20 protein-coding genes are annotated in these 18,489 nt (G+C 72.3%); 14 read left to right on the plus strand and 6 right to left on the minus strand.

Annotation, left to right across the window (positions count from 1 at the left end):
- Positions 1-123 precede the first annotated feature (123 nt).
- The 8 genes from AC2XR2_RS29125 to AC2XR2_RS29160 all read left to right on the plus strand — a co-directional run bounded on the left by AC2XR2_RS29125 (position 124) and on the right by AC2XR2_RS29160 (position 8,119).
- Complete coding sequence (locus AC2XR2_RS29125) at positions 124-318, plus strand: hypothetical protein (protein ID WP_031041890.1); 195 nt, start codon at positions 124-126, stop codon at positions 316-318.
- Between the two features lie 23 nt (positions 319-341).
- Positions 342-1,199: an N-acetyl-1-D-myo-inositol-2-amino-2-deoxy-alpha-D-glucopyranoside deacetylase gene (gene mshB / locus AC2XR2_RS29130; protein ID WP_381303025.1), complete on the plus strand. Its 858-nt coding sequence runs from the start codon at positions 342-344 to the stop codon at positions 1,197-1,199.
- Positions 1,196-1,606 (plus strand): DUF6113 family protein, encoded by a 411-nt coding sequence (locus tag AC2XR2_RS29135; protein WP_381303024.1) that lies wholly within the window; start codon positions 1,196-1,198, stop codon positions 1,604-1,606. Before mshB ends, AC2XR2_RS29135 begins: the two co-directional genes overlap by 4 nt.
- A gap of 158 nt (positions 1,607-1,764) precedes the next feature.
- The gene (locus AC2XR2_RS29140; protein ID WP_491516705.1) at positions 1,765-4,578 is read left to right on the plus strand and encodes a hypothetical protein; all 2,814 of its coding nucleotides are present in this window, start codon (positions 1,765-1,767) and stop codon (positions 4,576-4,578) included.
- Positions 4,579-4,693: 115 nt separating this feature from the next.
- Positions 4,694-5,605, plus strand: a complete 912-nt coding sequence (locus tag AC2XR2_RS29145; RefSeq protein ID WP_449351674.1) for an ABC transporter ATP-binding protein — start codon at positions 4,694-4,696, stop codon at positions 5,603-5,605.
- Positions 5,602-6,342, plus strand: coding sequence for an ABC transporter permease (locus tag AC2XR2_RS29150; RefSeq protein ID WP_391191351.1), 741 nt, complete (start codon positions 5,602-5,604; stop codon positions 6,340-6,342). The genes AC2XR2_RS29145 and AC2XR2_RS29150 overlap by 4 nt, the downstream gene beginning before the upstream one ends.
- Positions 6,339-7,505: a sensor histidine kinase gene (locus AC2XR2_RS29155; protein WP_491516706.1), complete on the plus strand. Its 1,167-nt coding sequence runs from the start codon at positions 6,339-6,341 to the stop codon at positions 7,503-7,505. The genes AC2XR2_RS29150 and AC2XR2_RS29155 overlap by 4 nt, the downstream gene beginning before the upstream one ends.
- Positions 7,502-8,119, plus strand: coding sequence for a response regulator (locus AC2XR2_RS29160; RefSeq protein WP_449351673.1), 618 nt, complete (start codon positions 7,502-7,504; stop codon positions 8,117-8,119). The genes AC2XR2_RS29155 and AC2XR2_RS29160 overlap by 4 nt, the downstream gene beginning before the upstream one ends.
- Before the next feature lie 79 nt (positions 8,120-8,198).
- On the opposite strand, the gene AC2XR2_RS29165 is transcribed toward AC2XR2_RS29160, so the two are convergent.
- Positions 8,199-9,059: a transglutaminase-like and tetratricopeptide repeat-containing protein gene (locus AC2XR2_RS29165; RefSeq protein WP_491516707.1), complete on the minus strand. Its 861-nt coding sequence runs from the start codon at positions 9,057-9,059 to the stop codon at positions 8,199-8,201.
- A 32-nt stretch (positions 9,060-9,091) separates the two neighbouring features.
- The gene (locus tag AC2XR2_RS29170) at positions 9,092-10,102 is read right to left on the minus strand and encodes a GNAT family N-acetyltransferase (protein ID WP_491516708.1); all 1,011 of its coding nucleotides are present in this window, start codon (positions 10,100-10,102) and stop codon (positions 9,092-9,094) included.
- Positions 10,103-10,242: 140 nt separating this feature from the next.
- Between AC2XR2_RS29170 and fdxA the strand changes: the two genes are divergently transcribed.
- Together fdxA and AC2XR2_RS29180 are read left to right on the plus strand one after the other, a co-directional pair.
- Entirely contained in the window at positions 10,243-10,560 is a 318-nt protein-coding gene (fdxA, locus tag AC2XR2_RS29175) for a ferredoxin (RefSeq protein ID WP_007384503.1), read from the plus strand.
- Positions 10,561-10,693: 133 nt separating this feature from the next.
- A complete protein-coding gene (locus AC2XR2_RS29180; RefSeq protein WP_381303017.1) occupies positions 10,694-11,785 on the plus strand; it encodes a bifunctional succinyldiaminopimelate transaminase/glutamate-prephenate aminotransferase in 1,092 nt (363 codons plus the stop codon).
- A 67-nt stretch (positions 11,786-11,852) separates the two neighbouring features.
- Here AC2XR2_RS29180 and AC2XR2_RS29185 read toward each other — a convergent pair whose 3' ends face one another.
- Complete coding sequence (locus AC2XR2_RS29185; RefSeq protein WP_491516709.1) at positions 11,853-12,308, minus strand: ATP-binding protein; 456 nt, start codon at positions 12,306-12,308, stop codon at positions 11,853-11,855.
- Between the two features lie 274 nt (positions 12,309-12,582).
- Positions 12,583-13,584: a VldE C-terminal domain-containing protein gene (locus AC2XR2_RS29190; RefSeq protein WP_491516710.1), complete on the minus strand. Its 1,002-nt coding sequence runs from the start codon at positions 13,582-13,584 to the stop codon at positions 12,583-12,585.
- Between the two features lie 85 nt (positions 13,585-13,669).
- Here AC2XR2_RS29190 and dapE point away from each other — a divergent pair, with 85 nt between their 5' ends.
- Positions 13,670-14,749, plus strand: coding sequence for a succinyl-diaminopimelate desuccinylase (dapE, locus tag AC2XR2_RS29195; RefSeq protein ID WP_330264610.1), 1,080 nt, complete (start codon positions 13,670-13,672; stop codon positions 14,747-14,749).
- 110 nt (positions 14,750-14,859) lie between these two features.
- Complete coding sequence (locus AC2XR2_RS29200; protein ID WP_123762884.1) at positions 14,860-15,618, plus strand: LOG family protein; 759 nt, start codon at positions 14,860-14,862, stop codon at positions 15,616-15,618.
- Between the two features lie 59 nt (positions 15,619-15,677).
- On the opposite strand, the gene folP is transcribed toward AC2XR2_RS29200, so the two are convergent.
- Complete coding sequence (gene folP, locus AC2XR2_RS29205) at positions 15,678-16,538, minus strand: dihydropteroate synthase (RefSeq protein WP_381307787.1); 861 nt, start codon at positions 16,536-16,538, stop codon at positions 15,678-15,680.
- Between the two features lie 152 nt (positions 16,539-16,690).
- Here folP and AC2XR2_RS29210 point away from each other — a divergent pair, with 152 nt between their 5' ends.
- Positions 16,691-17,044 (plus strand): DivIVA domain-containing protein, encoded by a 354-nt coding sequence (locus tag AC2XR2_RS29210; protein WP_330269616.1) that lies wholly within the window; start codon positions 16,691-16,693, stop codon positions 17,042-17,044.
- A complete protein-coding gene (locus tag AC2XR2_RS29215) occupies positions 17,041-17,622 on the plus strand; it encodes a DNA-3-methyladenine glycosylase I (RefSeq protein ID WP_381307788.1) in 582 nt (193 codons plus the stop codon). Before AC2XR2_RS29210 ends, AC2XR2_RS29215 begins: the two co-directional genes overlap by 4 nt.
- Before the next feature lie 3 nt (positions 17,623-17,625).
- Here AC2XR2_RS29215 and chcB read toward each other — a convergent pair whose 3' ends face one another.
- On the minus strand, positions 17,626-18,417 hold the full coding sequence (gene chcB / locus AC2XR2_RS29220) for a 2-cyclohexenylcarbonyl CoA isomerase (protein WP_330264607.1): 792 nt from the start codon (positions 18,415-18,417) through the stop codon (positions 17,626-17,628).
- Positions 18,418-18,489 lie beyond the last annotated feature (72 nt).

Consider the following 18,489-nt stretch of genomic DNA (forward strand, 5'->3'; position numbering starts at 1 on the left):
GCAGGCACGGATAGTTATGATCACTACCGCATAGTGGGTATGAACCTGCTGGCTGACGTATGGATTTATCTGCCCCCCTGGTCCGACCCCCCGCGTCCCTGGGATCTTTGGAGGTGAGCCGCCGTGGCACTCTCGATTTCGGCGGTGGTGCTGCTGGCGATCATCGTCTTCTTGTTGATCAAGAAGTCGGGTCTGAAGGGCGGGCATGCGGTCGTCTGCATCCTGCTCGGGTTCTATCTGGCGGCATCCTCGATCGCCCCGACGATCAGCGAACTGACGACGAACATCGCGGGCATGATCGGCAGTATCAAGTTCTGACCTGTGCCTCGTAGGCTGGGGCCATGACGGAACAGCCCGCTCGGCGTCTGCTCCTGGTGCACGCGCACCCGGACGACGAGTCGATCAACAACGGCGCGACCATGGCCAGGTACGCGGCCGAGGGTGCCCGGGTGACCTTGGTCACCTGCACCCTCGGTGAGCTCGGCGAGGTCATCCCGCCCGAGCTGAGGCACCTGTCCGGCCCCGCCCTCGGCGAGCACCGGCGGGGCGAGCTCACCACGGCCATGCGCGAGCTCGGCGTCACGGACTTCCGGCTGCTCGGCGGCGCCGGGCGCTACCAGGACTCCGGAATGATGGGCCTCCCGGACAACGACGACCCCGCCTGCTTCTGGCAGGCCGACGTCGACCAGGCCGCCGCAGACCTCGTCGAGGTGATCCTGGAGGTACGCCCCCAGGTCCTCGTCACCTACGACGACCACGGCGGCTACGGCCACCCCGACCACATCCAGGCCCACCGCGTCGCCATGCGGGCCGTCGAGCTCGCCGCCGACGCCGGCTGGGAGATCGCGAAGGTCTACTGGAACCGCGTCCCGCGCACGGTCGGCGAGCAGGCCTTCGCCGAGCTCCACGTCGACCTGCCCGGCCTCCCCTTCAGCAAGGCCGGCGTCCTCGACGACGTACCGGGCGTGGTCGACGACGAGCGGATCACCACGGAGATCGACGGCACGGCGTACACCGCCGCCAAGAGCGCCGCGATGGCCGCGCACGCGACCCAGATCGAGGTGTCGGGGTCGTACTTCGCACTCTCCAACGAACTCGCGCAACCTCTCTTCACCACCGAGTACTACGAATTGGTCAGAGGGGAACACGGCACCACCAGGGAGACCGACCTGTTCTCCGGGATCGAGGGCGCGTCATGAGCGACCGTACGTCGATGCTGGCCCAGCCCCTGCAGCGCCCGTCCGCGGGCCGGGCCGCCGCCTACCTCGGGCTCTTCGTGCTCGGCGCGCTCGTCGGGCTCGCCGGATCACTGGTGCAGGGCGGATGGTTCCCGGGCGGACTGCTGCTCGCGCTGCTCGGCGAGGCCGGACTGCTGCTCGGCGGGGCGCGCGCCGCCGGCAGCCGGGCCGGGGCCGTCGCACCCGCGGGCGGCTGGATGGTCGCCGTCATCTTCCTCACCGCCAGCCGTCCGGAAGGCGACTTCGTCTTCGCCGCGGGAAGCGGCTCCTATCTCTTCCTGCTCGGCGGTATGGCAGTAGCTGTGATCTGCGCCACCCTTGGCCTGGGGCGGCAACCGGGCGGCGACGCCGTCCGACTTGGCAAGTGACGTACCACTTCTCCGTATCGCATGCGTGCGAGTCCCGTGTGGGTTTCCACGGCGGTCGTGGGATACGGGCCAGAAGTGGCCAGTATGGTGGTGCGCGCCGCCGACGCCCGAAGCAGTGAGGTCGAAACGGGCGGCGGAGCCAACCGGGAGAACCTGCCTTGAGTCGTGAAACTGACAGTCCGTCCTCCGGGCCCAACGGGCGCGGCGGAGCCGCCTACCCCTCGGGCACGCCGCCGTACGGGACGCCCCAGGTGTCCGACGGCGGTCCGGACGCGGGCCGTTCGGGCGCGCAGCCGGAGGAGCGCAAGACCGAGACCACGCTGACGACCCGGATCCGGATCAACATCCCGGGGTCGCGGCCCATTCCGCCGGTCGTCGTGCGCCAGCCCGTCGGTGAGACGGACGGCTCCGTCGACAGAGGCGCGGACACCGAGGCGTCGGCGCCGAGTTCCTCCTCGACCACGGGCACCGTCGAGCTGCCCGCCGAACCCGCCCCGCCCGCCGAGGAGAAGGCGAGCGACTGGTTCGCGCCCCGCAAGTCCGGCCCCGCGAAGGGCGGTCCGGGCGGCGGCGCGAGCAACGGCGCGGGTCTGCCGGGTGGTTCGGGTGCGGGTGCCGCGCCGGGTGCGTCCGGTGCGGCGCCGGGTTCCGGTGGGCCGGGTGGCGCGGGTGGTGCCGGTGCGGCCGGTCCCCGTCACGGCGGCTCGGGTGCGGCCGCGTCGGGCGGTGCGCGTCCCGGTGGCCGGCCGGGTGGAGTGGTCGGTTCCATGAGCATGCCGGGCGGATCGCGCTCCGGCGGTACGAACGGCGCCGGGCTCCCGGGCGCCACCGGCGGTCCGGTGGCCCCCGGCCACGGCGGCGGCACGGGCTCCTTCGACGTCACCGAGGCCCTCAACGCCGGTCCCCTCGGCCCCGGCCAGCGCGGCGGCCAGGAACCCCGCCGCGACGACCTCCCGTACTTCGCGGAGAACGGCAACGGCACGGCCGGACCGAACGGCCAGGGCGGCCAGGGTGGCTTCGGCGGCCAGGCCGGGCAGGACGCGCTGAACGGCCAGGGTGGCCTCGGTGGTCCCGGCGGTCAGGACGGCTTCGGCGGCCAGGCCGGGCAGGACCCCCTGAACGCGCAAGGCGGCTTCGGCGGGCAGAGCGGTCCCGGCGGTCAGAACGGCCAGAGCGGCTTCGGCACGCAGGGCGGCTCCAGTGGCCCCGGCGGTCAGAACGGCGGGATCGACTACGGCGGCCAGGGCGGCCAGGGCGGCCAGATCGACTACGGCGGCGGCTTCGGCGGGCCGCAGGGCCCCGCCGGACCGGGTGGATCCCAGGGCCCCGCGGGCCCGACCGGCGGCCCCGTCACCGGCGACGGACCGGTCGTGCCGCCCGCCGGACCGGACCCCTTCGCCAGGGCCGAGTCCTTCGGCGGCGAGTCCTTCACCGGTTCCGACGGCTTCGGCGGTCAGGGCGGACCCGGCGGCGGCCAGGGAGGCCCCGTCGGCCAGAGCGCTCCCAACGGTCAGCGCGGTCCGGGCGGCTCCCGCGGCCCCGCAGGCCCCGGCGGCCCCCGAGGCAGGAGCGGACCAGGTGCGTCCGGCGGTCCCGGCGGCCCCGGAACCGCAGCGACCCCCGGCACCCCCGGCCTCCCCGGCACCCCCACAGGAGCCGGCGGCCCCGCCACCCTCGGCGGCCCCGGCACTCCCGGCGGTCCCGGCGGCACCCCCACGCTCGGCGGCGCCCCCGGCGCGGGCCTCGGCGCCGGCCCCGGCCTGGGCGCAGGACCCGGCGCCGGCCTCGGCCCCGGTGGCGGTCTGAGCGACGACACCGCGATCCTCACCCCGCAGAAGCCGGCCCCCGGACCGGGCGCCCCCGGCTTCGGCAACCCGGACAACGTCTCCGGGCACACCGTCACCAGCGGCATCCCGGTCGTGCCCCCGGGCACCCAGGGACCGGGCGGCGCCGACGCGCGCCCCGCCCCGAAGGCACCCGACACCGCCTCGCAGGGCACCTCGGCCGGCTCGTCGAAGAAGAAGAAAAAGAAGGGCCGCAGCAAGCTGGCGATGGTCGGCGGCACCGTGGTCCTCCTCGGCGTCTGCGCCTACGGCGCCGGTCTGCTGATGAACCGTTCCGACGTCCCCAAGGGCACCACCGTGCTCGGTGTGGACATCGGCGGCGGCACCCGCGACGACGCCGTCAAGAAGCTCGACGACGCCCTCGGCAAGCGGGTCAACGAACCGTTGAAGCTGTCGGTCGGCGGCGACACCGTCTCCCTGAAGCCGGACCAGGCGGGCCTCCAGCTCGACGACCAGGCCACGGTCGCCGCGGCCGCGAAGAGCGACTACAACCCGGTCTCGGTGATCGGCTCCCTCTTCGGCAACCACCGGGTCGTCGACCCGGTCATGCCGGTGGACGAGGAGAAGCTCCAGGCGGCCCTGGAGAACGCCTCGGGCGGCGCCGGATCGGCCACCGACGGAACCATCAAGTTCCAGAACGGCAAGGCCGTCGCCGTGTACGGCAAGGCGGGCAAGGGCATCGACGTCGCCAGGTCGACCACCGCGGTCGAGGAGGCCTACCGCACCCAGGTGGAGACCGGCACCGCCGGCGCGGTCACGCTCCCGACCACCACCAAGGAGCCGTCGGTCTCGAACGCCGAGGTCGACCGGATGATGAAGGAGTTCGCCGAGCCCGCGATGTCCAACGTCGTCACCATCCAGACCGACGCGGCCCACAGCATCAAGTTCGGCGCCCTGTCCCTGCCGAAGATCCTCGGGTTCAAGGCGGTCGGCGGCAAGCTCGTGGAGACGTACGACCTCGAAGCGCTCAAGGAGGCGTACGGCACCACGTTCGCCGGCGTGCAGATCAACGGCGCAAGTGGCAAGCGTGACGTGCTGCCGCAGGACGTCGCCTCCGCGCTGGGCAAGGCGCTGCGCGCGAAGTCGGCGGCGGACCGCACCGTGGTCATCGACACCGACCCCAGCTGAGCACCCACGCATCAGCGGAAACCGCACCGGAGTGCCGCTGACATGACATCTGTCATGCGGCACTCCGGACGGCCGACACTGCCCGCCGCCGCACCCGCGCGGCCACCATGGCCGTATGACAACGACAGCCCCGGTGGTCGCGTTCGACCAGGTGAGCAAGGCATACGGCGAGGTACGGGCCGTGGACGGGCTGTCCCTGACCCTGCGGCCGGGGGAGACCGTGGCGCTGCTGGGTCCCAACGGCGCCGGCAAGTCGACCACCCTCGATCTGCTGCTCGGCCTCAAGCAGCCCGACGGCGGCAGTGTCCGGCTCTTCGGCACCACCCCGCGTGAGGCGATCGTCGCCGGTCGTGTGGGCGCCATGCTGCAGAGCGGCGGACTGATGGACGAGGTCACGGTCGCCGAGCTGGTCCGGCTCGCCTGCGCCCTGCACCCGAAGCCGTACAAGGCGAACGACGTCCTCGCCCGCGCCGGGATCGCCCAGATCGCCGACCGCAAGGTCAACAAGCTCTCCGGCGGCCAGGCCCAGCGCGTCCGCTTCGCCCTCGCCACCGCCGGTGACAGCGACCTGATCGTCCTGGACGAGCCGACGACCGGCATGGACGTCACCACCCGCCAGGCCTTCTGGGCCACCATGCGCGAACAGGCCGACCAGGGCCGTACGGTCCTCTTCGCCACCCACTACCTGGAGGAGGCGGACGCGATCGCCGACCGGGTGCTGGTGCTGCACCGGGGCCGGCTCCTCGCCGACGGCACCGCCGCCGAGATCAAGGCCAAGGCGGGCGCCAGGAGGGTCTCGTTCGACCTGGAGGGCACGATCGACGAGGCGCCCCTGCGCCAACTGCCCTTCCTGACCGGCATCGACATCTCCGGCCACACCGTCCGCATCCAGTCCACCGACGCCGACGCGACCGTCCACGCCCTCTACGGCCTCGGCGTCTACCCCCGCAACCTCGAAGTCGCCGGGCTCGGCCTGGAGCAGGCCTTCGTCGCCATCACCGCCGCCGAGGAGGCCAAGCAGTCATGAACAGCCTGATCAAGCTGGAACTCACCCGCGCCCTGCGCAACCGGAAGTTCCTGTTCTTCTCGGTGATGTACCCGTCGCTGCTGTTCCTGATCATCGCGGGCAACGCCGACAGCACGAGCAAGGTCGACGGCACCGGCCTGACCCTGCCGACCTACATGATGGTCTCGATGGCGTCCTTCGGCGCCCTGACCGCCGTCCTGATGGGCAACAGCGAGCGCATCGCGAAGGAACGGGAGGGCGGCTGGGTACGGCAGTTGAGGCTGACGACCCTGCCGGGGCGCGGCTATGTCCTCGCGAAGACGGCGAGCGCGGCCGTGGTGAGCCTGCCCTCGATCGTGATCGTGTTCGTCGTCGCCGCGGTCGTGAAGGACGTACGCCTGGACGCCTGGCAGTGGCTCGCCCTCACCGGCGCGATCTGGGCCGGCAGCCTCGTCTTCGCCGCGCTCGGCGTCGCCATCGGCTACCTCGCCACCGGTGACGCGGTCCGCCCGATCACGATGATCACCTACTTCGGCCTGTCGATGCTGGGCGGCCTGTGGATGCCCACGACGACGTTCCCGCAGTGGCTCCAGGACATCGCCAAGTGGCTGCCCACGCACGCGTACGCTGCCCTCGGGCAGGCCATCGAACAGAGCCGCGCCCCGCACGCACAGGACATCGCCATCCTGGTCGTCTCGTTCGCCCTGTTCGCGGGCGGCGCGGCCTGGCTGTACCGGAAGGACACGTTGAAGGCGTGAGCGGCACCGGCGTCGGGATCGGGCAGCGCCCGGAGACCCGCAAGCAGATGATGGTCAAGATGCTGTGGACGGGCATCTGGCTGGTCTATCTGAGCGCGCCCGTCTCGGACCTCCTGCACGGCGGCCACGGCCTCGTGGCCGTCGTGCTCGGCTGGCTCGGCCTCGCGGGCTTCGTCGCCTGGTACCTGGCCCTGCTGTTCAGGACCGGCCGCCGCAACGCCCAGGAGTTCGTGCTCACTTCGCTCGCGGTCCTCTCCGCCGAGTCGACCCTGCTCGCCCTCACCCTGGGCCGCGAGTGGCTCGTCCTCTTCGTGTACGTGTCGATCGCGTCCGGCGCGGCCCTGCCGCTGCGGCTCGCCCGCTGGACCATCCCCGCCGCGTCCGCCCTGATGGCGGCCCTCGCCCTGATCGTCGCCGACGGCACGGACTACATCGGCGCCCTGCTCATCCCGGCCCTGCTCGGCGGCTTCGCGATGACCGGCGTACGCGAACTGGTACGGACGACCATAGAGTTGCGGGAGGCGAGGGCGCGGGTCGCCCAGCTCGCCGCCAACGAGGAACGCCTGCGTCTGGCGAGGGACCTGCACGATCTGCTCGGCCACTCCCTGTCCCTCATCACCCTGAAGAGCGAGCTGGCGGGCCGGATGCTGCCCGCCCACCCGGACAAGGCGGCCCAGCAGGTCGCCGACATCGAACAGGTCAGCAGGCAGGCCCTGGTGGACGTCCGCGAGGCCGTCTCCGGCTACCGGCGCGCCCGCCTGGCCGCGGAACTCGCTGGCGCTCAGGTCGCGTTGGCGGCCGCCGGAGTCACCGCCACCCTGCCCGCCGAACCCGACCTCACCGGCGTCCCCGAGGAGAGCGAAGCGGCCCTGGCCTGGGCGCTGCGGGAGGCGGTCACCAACGTCGTACGGCACAGCGGTGCCCGCGGCTGCACGGTGGAGTTGCTGCACCGCCAGACCCTCGACGGACCGACGCTCGAACTCACCGTCGAGGACGACGGATCCGGAGGAGCGGGGGCGGGCCCCGGCAACGGCCTCACCGGACTCACCGAGCGCCTGGAGAAGGCCGGCGGCACCCTGGAGGCCACCGGCACCCGGCACGGCTTCCGGCTGGTCGCCCGTGTGCCCGCCGGTTCCGCGGCCGACGTAGGATCCGCCCCATGACGAGCCGCACGATCAAGGTCCTCCTCGCCGAGGACCAGTCGATGGTCCGCGAGGCACTGGCCGCACTGCTCGGCCTGGAGGACGACATCGAGGTCGTGGCCCAAGTGGCCCGCGGCGACGAGGTCCTGGCGGCGGCCCGCGCCCACGACGTCGACGTGGCTCTGATGGACATCGAGATGCCGGGCGCCACGGGCATAGAGGCGGCGGCCCAGCTCCACAAGGAACTCCCGGCGGTCAAGCTGGTCATCCTCACGACCTTCGGCCGCCCCGGCTACCTCCGCAGCGCGATGGAGTCGGGCGCCGACGCCTTCCTGGTCAAGGACGCCCCCGCGGCCCAACTGGCCGAAGCGGTACGCAAGGTGCTCGCGGGGGAGCGCGTCATCGACCCCACCCTGGCGGCAGCGGCCCTGGCAGAGGGCGCGAACCCCCTGACGGACAGGGAGCGCGAGGTCCTGCGGGCGGCGGCCGACGGCTCCACAAATGCCGAGCTGGCCAAGGCACTTCACCTCTCCCAGGGCACGGTCCGCAACTACCTCTCGACGGCGATCCAGAAGCTGGCGGTGAGAAACAGGGCAGAGGCGGTAAGGATCGCGCGTGAGAAGGGGTGGCTCTGATCGCCGTTCAGGGCAGCGGACCCAGGGGCGCGGGGAACTGCGCGACCAGCCACGACGCACCCGCACACGCCCACGGCCGTCAGTTCAACATCGCTCGCGCGGCATGAGCCTGCTGACGAACTTTTGCCGCCGCAGCCTCATCCACCGCCGCCACCACCCCCGCATACGCCTCCAACTCCCCGGCCCCCGCGACGAAGTCCCCCCGCTGCACCAGCAACTGCGCCCGCTCGTACCGCAGTCGCGCCGGATGCGAGGGCAGCAGCAGGGCGAACTCCACGGCCCACAGCCCCACATCCGACCGCTCCGGCCGGGCCGCCGCCCACGCCCGCACGTTGTTCAGGATCCGCTGCACCACGTCCAACGGATCCGCGGGCCGCAACATCGACGGCTCCAGAGAACCCCCCGTCGCCCCCGCCACCAACAACTCGGCGTCGGCCCCCGCCAGCACCCGCCCCCCGTCGAAGGGATCGGCCAGCACCTGTTCCTCCGGCGGCCCGAAGCCCACCACGAAGTGCCCCGGCAGAGCCACCCCGTACACCGGCGCCCCCGCCCGCCGGGCCACCTCCATCCACACCACGGACAGCAGGATCGGCAGCCCCCTGCGCCGCCGCAGCACCTCGTGCAGCAACGAGGACTCCAGCCGCTGGTAGTCCACCGGCAACCCACGGAACCCGCACCGGTCCCCGAGCAGTTCCCGCAGCGACACGGCCCAGGACCGCGGTCCGCCCGGCCGGAACGGCAACCGCCCGGCCAGCTCGTCGAGTGCGATCTGGGCCGTGTCGATCCCGGCGTCGTCGAGCGTCCCGTCCGCCTGCGCCGCCACCAGCAGGCACAGCGCGGACAGGTCCGGCCGCTCGGACCGCGCCTCTTCGGCGAACCGCCCGCGCAGCTCGGCGGAACGTTCGGGCGGGGGCGGGTGCGGGGAGTTCGGGGGACGCATAGCTGGCTCGTGCCCTTTCGCGGCGATCGCTACTACCGCGCCGCGCCGGAGACATCCGGCTCGCGGTAGTGGTGGTAGGCGTGGTGCGCGGCGAAGCCCAGCCGCTCGTAGAGCGTCCGCGCACCGGCGTTGTCCGATTCGACCTGGAGCCACGCGGCCGACGCGCCCTCCTCCAGCGCCCGCTGCGCCAGCGCCGCCATCACGGTCGAGGCCAGCCCCCGTCGCCGTAGCGCGGGATCCACCTCGACCGCGGCGAACCCGGCCCAGCGCCCGTCGACGACACAGCGCCCGATCGCGGCGGGCGCCCCGCCGGTCCCGGAAGGGACCGTGGCGAACCACACCGAGGGCCCGCTCCCCAGCACCCGCAGTGCCACCTCGCTCACCCCCTTGCGTTGGTACCGCGCCAGCCAGTCCGCGTCGGCCTCCCGGGACAGGACCACACCGTCACCGGAACGGTCCGCGACCGGGGCCAGCGCCCCCGTCCACAGCTCAGCCGTCACCTCCCGCGTCCACCCGCGCGCCTCCAGCTCCGCGCACAGCACCTCCTGGGTGCCCGCGGCGCCGGTCGCGGTCTGTATGTACGCCGGGAGCCCGCGCTCGCCGTACCACCGTCGTACGGCGGCCAGGGCCTCGTCGAGCGGCAGACCGGGGTCGCCGAGCGGGAGGGCGGAGTTGGCGCGGCGGGTGAAGCCGGACGCGGCGCGCAGCTCCCACTCGCCCAGCCGCTCGCTCTCCACCGGCCGCCAGCCGCGCGCGGCGATCCGGGCCAGTTCCCGGTACGAGGTGGCGGGCCCCCGGCGGCGGGCCGGCTCGGCGGGGACGACCTTGCCCGCCACCAGCGCGGATTCCGGAATGCGGACGCCCTGGCCGTCCCGGCGCGTGATCATCAGCACACCGTCGTCCCATGATGTGAGAACACCCACCGTGTCGGTGAACTTCTCGTGCGTGACGGCGGTTTCGTCCAGGCACCGTACGGATACCCGTTTCCCCACGTCAGCTGCGGAGATACGGACGACGAGGCGCCCCGCGGCGGAGATTTCCACAGGTCAGTTCACCCCTCCTGTTCGGATCATGCCCAAGAACGGAGATACTAGGGGCGGGCATCGACGACGCCGCGCTCCCGCGCGCGAGGCGGCGGAGCCTGAGGAGGCCCGCCAGCGCCCTATGGAGGAGGAACGACAGCGTGACCTACGTCATCGCGCAGCCTTGTGTCGACGTGAAGGACAAGGCCTGCATCGAGGAGTGCCCGGTCGACTGCATCTACGAGGGCTCCCGGTCCTTGTACATCCACCCGGACGAATGCGTCGACTGTGGTGCCTGTGAGCCGGTGTGCCCGGTCGAGGCGATCTTCTACGAGGACGACACCCCGGATGAGTGGAAGGACTACTACAAGGCGAACGTCGAGTTCTTCGACGAGCTCGGTTCGCCCGGTGGCGCCAGCAAGCTCGGCCTGATCGAGCGGGACCACCCGTTCATCGCCGCGCTGCCGCCGCAGGCCTGATCATCCGGCACCCCCAGGCGTGCCGCCTCGGTCCCGTACGGCCTGATCGCTCCTGATCACGGCCGTACGGGACCGAGGTGTTTGCCGTCCGGCACGCCGGACCCCGTACGACCCGAAAGCGAGCCCGACAGCCGTGTCCGCAGTCTCCGACCGCCTTCCCACCTTCCCCTGGGACAAGCTGGAGCCGTACAAGAAGACGGCTGCCGCGCATCCCGGAGGCATCGTCGACCTGTCGGTCGGCACCCCCGTCGACCCGGTCCCCGACCTGATCCAGAAGGCCCTGATCGACGCGGCGGACTCGCCGGGCTACCCGACGGTCTGGGGCACCCCGGCGCTGCGCGACGCGATCACCGGCTGGGTCGAGCGGCGCCTGGGCGCCCGTGAGGTCACCCACCGGCACGTCCTGCCGATCGTCGGCTCCAAGGAACTCGTCGCCTGGCTCCCCACCCAGCTGGGCCTGGGCCCCGGCGACCGGGTCGCCTACCCGCGCCTCGCCTACCCGACGTACGAGGTCGGCGCCCGCCTGGCCCGCGCGGAGTACGAGGTCTACGACGACCCCACCGAGCTGGACCCGGCGGGCCTGAAGCTCCTGTGGCTCAACTCCCCGTCCAACCCGACCGGCAAGGTGCTCTCCAAGGACGAGCTGACGAGGATCGTCGCCTGGGCCCGCTCCCACGGCGTCCTGCTCTTCTCCGACGAGTGCTACCTGGAGCTCGGCTGGGAGGCCGACCCGGTCTCGGTGCTGCACCCGGACGTCAACGGCGGCTCCTACGACGGCATCGTGGCCGTCCACTCGCTCTCCAAGCGGTCCAACCTCGCGGGCTACCGCGCGGCCTTCCTGGCGGGCGATCCGGCCGTCCTGGCGCCCCTCCTGGAGATCCGCAAGCACGGCGGCATGATGACGTCGATGCCGACGCAGGCGGCCGTGGTGGCGGCCCTGGGCGACGACACGCACGTGCGTGAGCAGCGCGAGCGGTACGCGGCCCGGCGCACGCTCCTGCGCGAGGCACTGCTCGGACACGGCTTCCGCATCGAGCACAGCGAGGCCAGCCTCTACCTCTGGGCGACCCGGGACGAGTCCTGCTGGTCCACGGTCGCCCACCTGGCCGAGCGGGGCATCCTGGTGGCGCCCGGCGACTTCTACGGCGAGGCCGGCGAGAAGTTCGTCCGCGTGGCGCTCACGGCGACGGACGAGCGGGTGCGGGCGGCCGTGGAGCGTCTGTGACCGCCGTCGTGGCATGAGGAAGGGGCCCAGGGAGATCCCCGGGCCCCTTCCTCGTCCGCGCGAACCGCTAGCCGAGCGGGAGGCTCTTCACCGGCAGGGTGTCCGCCGCCGGCAGGCCGCCGCCCTTGGCGAGGGAGTCGGTCGGCAGACCGCCCTTCGTCGCCGTGGACGTCGTGTCGCCGAGCAGGCCCCCGGCCGAACCGGCGGCCTCGCCCGCCGTCTTCTGCGCGACCGGAGTCGCCTTCTTCACGGCCTTGCCACCGGTCTTGCCCGCGGACGGCACGGCCTTCTCGACCGTCTTGCCACCGGTCTTGCCCGCGGTCCCGGCCAGGTTCTGCGCCGCGCCGTCCACCGTGTTGCCGACGTGCGCCCCGTCCAGAGCGGTCAGCCCGCCGAGGTTGGGGGCGGCCGGCAGCTGCGCGGGGGCCGCACTGGCGGCGCCGGCCGCACCGACCCCGGCTGCCGCTCCCGCAGCGACGAGCAGCGCGGCACGGGCGATCCTGCGGGTCAGGGGGAGGGACATGTTGCTCCTTCGACGGAGGAAACGTTGCTAGGACGCCGTGACTACCGCTCGAAGCCGACGAAGGTTGCGGAGGGCCAACGTAAAGAGTTGGCAATGCGTCGCATTATCACCTCCGGATAAAAACGGGCAAAAAGCTACCGGTCTGAAAGTCCGCCGAATCCTTGGAGCCCTTTGTTCTCAAGGGTTCTGGCGGATACGGGGGTGACGTGACGAAAACCTGCGCACACCCGCTCCCGCAGTGGGCGGACGTGACCCCTCCAGGTGATCTTCCGAACTACCGTGCCGTGAGTATCCGCACCGTGTCCGTGGCGCTCTCGCCGCCCGCCGGGCGCCACCGGCTGTCCGTGTTGCCCGCGGTCCACTGCCGGCCCGCGTACGAGACCCGCTCGATGCGCAGCGCGGAGGAGTTGGCGACGGCCCAGTGCGCGAGCTGCCAGCCGCGTTCGGTGAGACTGCGGCCGGCACCCGGGCTGGTGTCCTTCCGCACCGGCAGCGTCACCGTCCGCCCGTCCCCCGGGGTGGGCGTCGGGCTCGGCGACGCCTTGCCGCCGACCTCGGCCGCGGTCGTCTCCAGCGCGTCCCGCCCGAAGTCCCGTACGAGGGCGGACCGCACCGCGTCCGGGCCCGTCTCGGCCTCCTGGACGCCCGTGGCGCCGGCCCCGGAGCCCGTCGCGGCGGCCCGGGTGGACTCCTGGCGGCCGTCACAGGTCAGGGTGGCCGCCGAACTGCCGGTGAGGGCAGCCGCGAGCACCTCGGCGTCCGGCTCGTGCTTGGCGTACGCCTCCGGATAGCCGCTGCGCTGCACGCGCTGCGCGGCGACGGTCAGCGGGAGCTTCTCGTAGTCGTCCACCTTGACCAGGTGCTTGTAGAACTCGGCCGCCGCGTAGGTCGGGTCCAGGATCTCCTTCGGGGTGCCCCAGCCCTGCGAGGGCCGCTGCTGGAACAGGCCGAGCGAGTCGCGGTCGCCGTGCGAGATGTTGCGCAGCCCCGACTCCTGGAGGGCGGTGGCCAGCGCGATGGTCACGGCCCGCTCGGGCAGCCCGCGCCCGGTCCCGACGGCGGTGATCGTCGCCGCGTTCACCGCCTGCTCGGGCGTGAACTCGTACGACGGCCCGCCCGCCCTGCCCGAGACGACTTTGCAGCCCGGCCCGTCCGGGCCTCCGGTGACGTACTGCACCACGAGGTAACCGGCGACCGCGCACAGGACCACGAGGGCCGCCGCGAAACGGAGGAGGCGGCCACGGCGTTTGCGAGTAGGGGGCAACGGCTCTGGCATCCGGACAAGATACTGGAGAGTACTGAGGAGCCCGAGCCGGATGGGGACAGAGGGGGCGGGCAGCGGGGGCGTTAGGGTCGACAGCATGGCCGACACCCCTCTTGACCTCTCCCTCGACGCGGCTCAGCTCACCGCGCAGCTCGTCGACTTCCCCTCCGAGAGCGGCACCGAGAAGCCCCTCGCGGACGCGATCGAGACCGCCCTGCGCGCCCTGCCGCACCTCACGGTCGACCGCCACGGCAACAACGTCGTCGCCCGCACGAACCTCGGCCGCTCGGAACGCGTCATCCTCGCCGGCCACATCGACACCGTGCCCATCGCGGGCAACGTCCCCTCCCGCCTCGACGACGAGGGCTACCTCTGGGGCTGCGGCACCTGCGACATGAAGTCCGGCGTCGCGGTCCAGCTGCGCATCGCCGCGACGGTCCCCGAGCCCAACCGCGACCTCACCTTCATCTTCTACGACAACGAAGAGGTCGCCGCCCACCTCAACGGCCTGGGACATGTGGCCGAGGCCCACCCGGAGTGGCTGGAGGGCGATTTCGCGGTCCTGCTGGAGCCCACGGACAACCAGGTCGAGGGCGGCTGTCAGGGAACCCTGCGGGTCTTGCTGACGTTCAAGGGAGAGCGTGCGCACTCCGCGCGCGCGTGGATGGGGTCCAACGCGATCCACAAGGCCGCGCCCGCCCTCGCGAAGCTGGCGGCGTACGAACCCCGCAAGCCGGTCGTCGACGGCCTCGAATACCACGAGGGCCTCAACGCGGTGGGCGTACAGGGCGGCGTGGCCACCAACGTCATCCCCGACTCCTGCGTCCTGACGGTCAACTTCCGCTACGCGCCCGACCGCAGCGAAGCCGAGGCGGAGGCCTTCGTGCGGGACTTCTTCGCGGACTGCGGGGTCGACGAGTTCACCGTCGACGACCACACCGGCGGCGCCCGCCCCGGCCTCACCCACCCCGTCGCCCAGGCCTTCATGGCCGCGGTCGGCGGTGTCGCCCGCCCCAAGTTCGGCTGGACCGACGTCTCCCGCTTCAGCGCGCTCGGCGTGCCCGCGGTGAACTACAGCCCTGGTGAGCCGCTGCTCGCGCACAAGGTGGACGAGCGCGTGAAGGTCTCGCTGATCCCGGAGGCGGAGGCGAAGCTGCGGGCCTGGCTGACCTCGTGAGGAGGCGGTGGGGCGGTGGCGCTTCATGGCGGACACGCGTACGTCCCCCCTCCGTAACCCGCGTAGATCTACGCTGAGATGGAAAGACCAGGCAAGCGGAGGGAGCGCACATGGCTACCGGGAACCCCGAGGGCAAGAAGCAGCCGCCGGAGGAGCAGCGCCTGGGACCGGTCCTCCGCAGGCGGGGACAGGTCACGGCGAGCACGACCGACCAGCGTCTGCTGGACGCGGGCGGCCCCTCGGACTGGGTCCACACCGACCCCTGGCGCGTGCTGCGCATCCAGTCGGAGTTCATCGAGGGCTTCGGCACGCTCGCCGAACTCCCGCCCGCGATCAGCGTGTTCGGCTCGGCGCGGACACCGGCCGACTCCCCGGAGTACGAGGCGGGCGTGCGGCTCGGGCGAGGCCTGGTGGAGGCCGGCTTCGCGGTCATCACCGGCGGTGGCCCGGGCGCCATGGAGGCGGCCAACAAGGGCGCGTGCGAGGCGAACGGCACGTCGGTGGGGCTCGGCATCGAGCTGCCCTTCGAGCAGGGGCTCAACCCCTACGTCGACATCGGCCTCAACTTCCGCTACTTCTTCGTCCGCAAGATGATGTTCGTCAAGTACGCGCAGGGCTTCGTGGTCCTGCCGGGCGGCCTCGGCACCCTCGACGAACTCTTCGAGGCCCTGACCCTGGTCCAGACCCAGAAGGTCACCCGCTTCCCGATCGTGCTGTTCGGCAGCGAGTACTGGGGCGGCCTGGTCGACTGGCTCAAGAACACCCTGGTCGCCCAGGGCAAGGCCTCCGAGAAGGACCTGCTGCTGTTCCACGTGACGGACGACGTGGACGAGGCGGTGGCGTTGGTGTCGAAGGAGGCGGGCCGCTAGCGCGGGCCTCGGTCCGGGTTTCGGAGGGGCTGGTCTTCCAGCCCCTCCGGCGAAGCTTCCTACGCCAGCCCCCGCCGAGCCACCGCCGGTGGCCGGTGCCCCGCGATCGACGCCACCATGTCCAGCACCTGCCGCGTCTCCCCGACCTCGTGCACCCGGTACACCTGCGCGCCCAGCCACGCGGACACCGCCGTCGTCGCCAGCGTCCCCACCACCCGCTCCTTCACCGGCTTGTCCAGGGTCTCGCCCACGAAGTCCTTGTTGGACAGCGACACCAGCACCGGCCACCCGGTGGAGACCATCTCCCCGAGCCGCCGCGTCGCCTCCAGACTGTGCCGCGTGTTCTTCCCGAAGTCGTGCCCCGGATCGATCAGCACGGACTCCCGCGGCACCCCCAGCGCGACCGCCCGCTCCGCCAGCCCCACGGTCACCCGCAGGATGTCGGCCATGACGTCGTCGTACGTCACCCGGTGCGGCCGGGTACGCGGCTCCGCGCCCCCGGCATGCGTGCACACCAGCCCCACCCCGTACCGCGCCGCGACCTCCGCGAGCCCCGGATCGACCCCGCCCCACGCGTCGTTGAGGAGGTCCGCCCCGGCTTCGCAGACGGCCTCGCCCACCGACGCCCGCCAGGTGTCCACGCTGATGATCACGTCGGGGAACCGCCGCCGCACCTCCGCCACGAACCCCACGGTCCGCCGCGCCTCCTCCTCGGCGGACACCTCTTCGCCCGGACCGGCCTTGACCCCGCCGATGTCGATGATGGCGGCCCCCTCGGCCACCGCCTGCTCCACGCGCGCGAGGGCGGGCTCGTCGAGGAACGTGGCTCCCTGGTCGTAGAAGGAGTCGGGGGTCCGGTTCACGATCGCCATGATCACCGGCTCGTGCGCGTCGAACACGCGCCTGCCCAGCCTGAGCATCCCCTGTGACCTCACTTCCCACGTCTGTGTCTTCGGCTTCCGCGGCCGCCTGCGACCCTAACTGTCAGACTCGCATGGCACGATCGGACCCTGACACATTCGACGCCGGCGGGCGGCCGCCGGCAGGGACCATGGGGACCTCAGCGATGGTTATGTTCTTGTTCCTGGTCATCGCGCTCGCGGTCGTGGTCGCCGCGGTGACGCTCGCCGTGGTGGGCGGCGGCGACAGCGACGGCCCGCTGCCGGACGTCGCCCCCGAGCGGCTCCAGGACCCCCTGCCGCCGGACCGCCCGGTGGACCGCGCCGACGTCGAGAGCCTGCGCTTCCCGCTCGCCGCCCGCGGCTACCGGATGTCCGACGTGGACGACGCCCTCAGCCGCCTCGGCGCCGAGCTCGCCGAGCGGGACGCGCGGATCGCCGACCTGGAGTCCGCGCTGGCCGGCGCCCAGGCCGCCGCGCACGTCTCCATGCAGAAGCCGGACCACGGCCACGGGGAGCAGCGGTGACCGGCGCCGCCCTGGCAGGCCCGGACGGCGCGCTCCGCTGCCCCTGGGCCCTGTCCACCCCGGACTACGTGGCCTACCACGACGAGGAGTGGGGCCGCCCGGTCCACGGCGACGACGCCCTGTACGAACGCCTCAGCCTGGAGGCCTTCCAGTCCGGCCTGTCCTGGATCACGATCCTGCGCCGCCGCGAGACCTTCCGCGCGGCCTTCGCCGGCTTCGAGATCGCCAAGGTGGCGACCTTCGACGACACCGACCGCGAGCGCCTGCTCCTCGACCCCGGGATCATCCGCAACCGCGCCAAGGTCGACGCGACGCTGGCCAACGCGAAGGTGCTGGCCGACTGGTCGCCGGGCGAGCTGGACGAGCTGATCTGGTCCCACGCGCCGGAGACCCACGCGGTCCCCAGGACACTGGGCGACGTCCCGGCGGTGACCCCGGAGTCGACGGCGCTCTCCAAGGCCCTGAAGAAGCGGGGCCTGCGCTTCGTGGGCCCCACGACGGCGTACGCCCTGATGCAGGCGTGCGGACTGGTCAACGACCACCTGGAGACGTGCGTGGTGCGAGGGGACCGAGCCTGAGCCCTAGCGGCCCAGATACTCGGGCGCCTGCTTGTTCACGAACGCCCGTACGGCGATCGCGTGGTCCTCGGAGGCCCCGGCCCGGGTCTGGAGCTCGTCCTCCTTGTCCAGCGTCTCCGACAGGGTGTGCGTCGACGCGTACGCCAGGGACTCCTTGATCGCCCCGTACGCCACCGTCGGCCCCGAGGCCAGCGCCCGCGCCACCTTCTCCGCCTCCGCGGGCAGGTCGGTGGAGGGCACCAGACGGTTCACGATCCCGAGGTCGTGCGCGTCCCGGGCCGACATGGTCCGGGGGAAGAGCAGCAGGTCGGCGGCGCGGCCCGGCCCCACCACCCGCGGCAGGGTCCACGAGATGCCGGAGTCCGCGGTCAGCGCCACCCCCGCGAACGACGTGTTGAACGCGGCGGTGTCCGCCGCCACCCGGTAGTCGGCCGCGAGCGCGATCCCGAAGCCGGCGCCCGCCGCGACCCCGTTCACCCCCGCCACCACCGGCTTGGGCATCTCCGTCAGGGCCCGCACGACCGGGTTGTAGTGCTCCTTGACCGTGCTCATGACCTTCGTCGAGCCCTCGGCCAGCAGCCCGATGTGTTCCTTGAGGTCCTGGCCCACGCAGAACGCCCGCTCCCCGGCGGCGGTCAGCAGCACGGCTCGTACGGCGTCGTCCTGTGCCGCCGACTCGACCGCCTCCCGCAGCGCGACCTTCGTGGCGATGTTCAGCGCGTTCATCGCCTCGGGGCGGTTCAGCGTGATCGTCGCGAGTCCGTCGCTCACCTCGTAGAGCACGGTGTCGGTCATGGCGTATCCCCTCCGCAGCGTCCGGTGGACCCGATGTCCGAAGGACAGCATGGCGGAGATCGCCGTCCGAGG

Source organism: Streptomyces sp. LS-MS-L19, from assembly GCF_058382285.1.

Excerpts from the sequence above, each read along its gene's own strand:
- mshB (WP_381303025.1), top strand. The coding sequence starts at position 342 with ATGACGGAACAGCCCGCTCGGCGTCTGCTCCTGGTGCACGCGCACCCG.
- AC2XR2_RS29135 (WP_381303024.1), top strand. The coding sequence starts at position 1,196 with ATGAGCGACCGTACGTCGATGCTGGCCCAGCCCCTGCAGCGCCCGTCC.
- AC2XR2_RS29145 (WP_449351674.1), top strand. The coding sequence starts at position 4,694 with ATGACAACGACAGCCCCGGTGGTCGCGTTCGACCAGGTGAGCAAGGCA.
- AC2XR2_RS29150 (WP_391191351.1), top strand. The coding sequence starts at position 5,602 with ATGAACAGCCTGATCAAGCTGGAACTCACCCGCGCCCTGCGCAACCGG.
- AC2XR2_RS29160 (WP_449351673.1), top strand. The coding sequence starts at position 7,502 with ATGACGAGCCGCACGATCAAGGTCCTCCTCGCCGAGGACCAGTCGATG.
- AC2XR2_RS29165 (WP_491516707.1), bottom strand. The coding sequence starts at position 9,059 with ATGCGTCCCCCGAACTCCCCGCACCCGCCCCCGCCCGAACGTTCCGCC.
- AC2XR2_RS29185 (WP_491516709.1), bottom strand. The coding sequence starts at position 12,308 with ATGTCCCTCCCCCTGACCCGCAGGATCGCCCGTGCCGCGCTGCTCGTC.
- AC2XR2_RS29190 (WP_491516710.1), bottom strand. The coding sequence starts at position 13,584 with ATGCCAGAGCCGTTGCCCCCTACTCGCAAACGCCGTGGCCGCCTCCTC.
- dapE (WP_330264610.1), top strand. The coding sequence starts at position 13,670 with ATGGCCGACACCCCTCTTGACCTCTCCCTCGACGCGGCTCAGCTCACC.
- AC2XR2_RS29200 (WP_123762884.1), top strand. The coding sequence starts at position 14,860 with ATGGCTACCGGGAACCCCGAGGGCAAGAAGCAGCCGCCGGAGGAGCAG.
- folP (WP_381307787.1), bottom strand. The coding sequence starts at position 16,538 with ATGCTCAGGCTGGGCAGGCGCGTGTTCGACGCGCACGAGCCGGTGATC.
- AC2XR2_RS29210 (WP_330269616.1), top strand. The coding sequence starts at position 16,691 with ATGTTCTTGTTCCTGGTCATCGCGCTCGCGGTCGTGGTCGCCGCGGTG.
- chcB (WP_330264607.1), bottom strand. The coding sequence starts at position 18,417 with ATGACCGACACCGTGCTCTACGAGGTGAGCGACGGACTCGCGACGATC.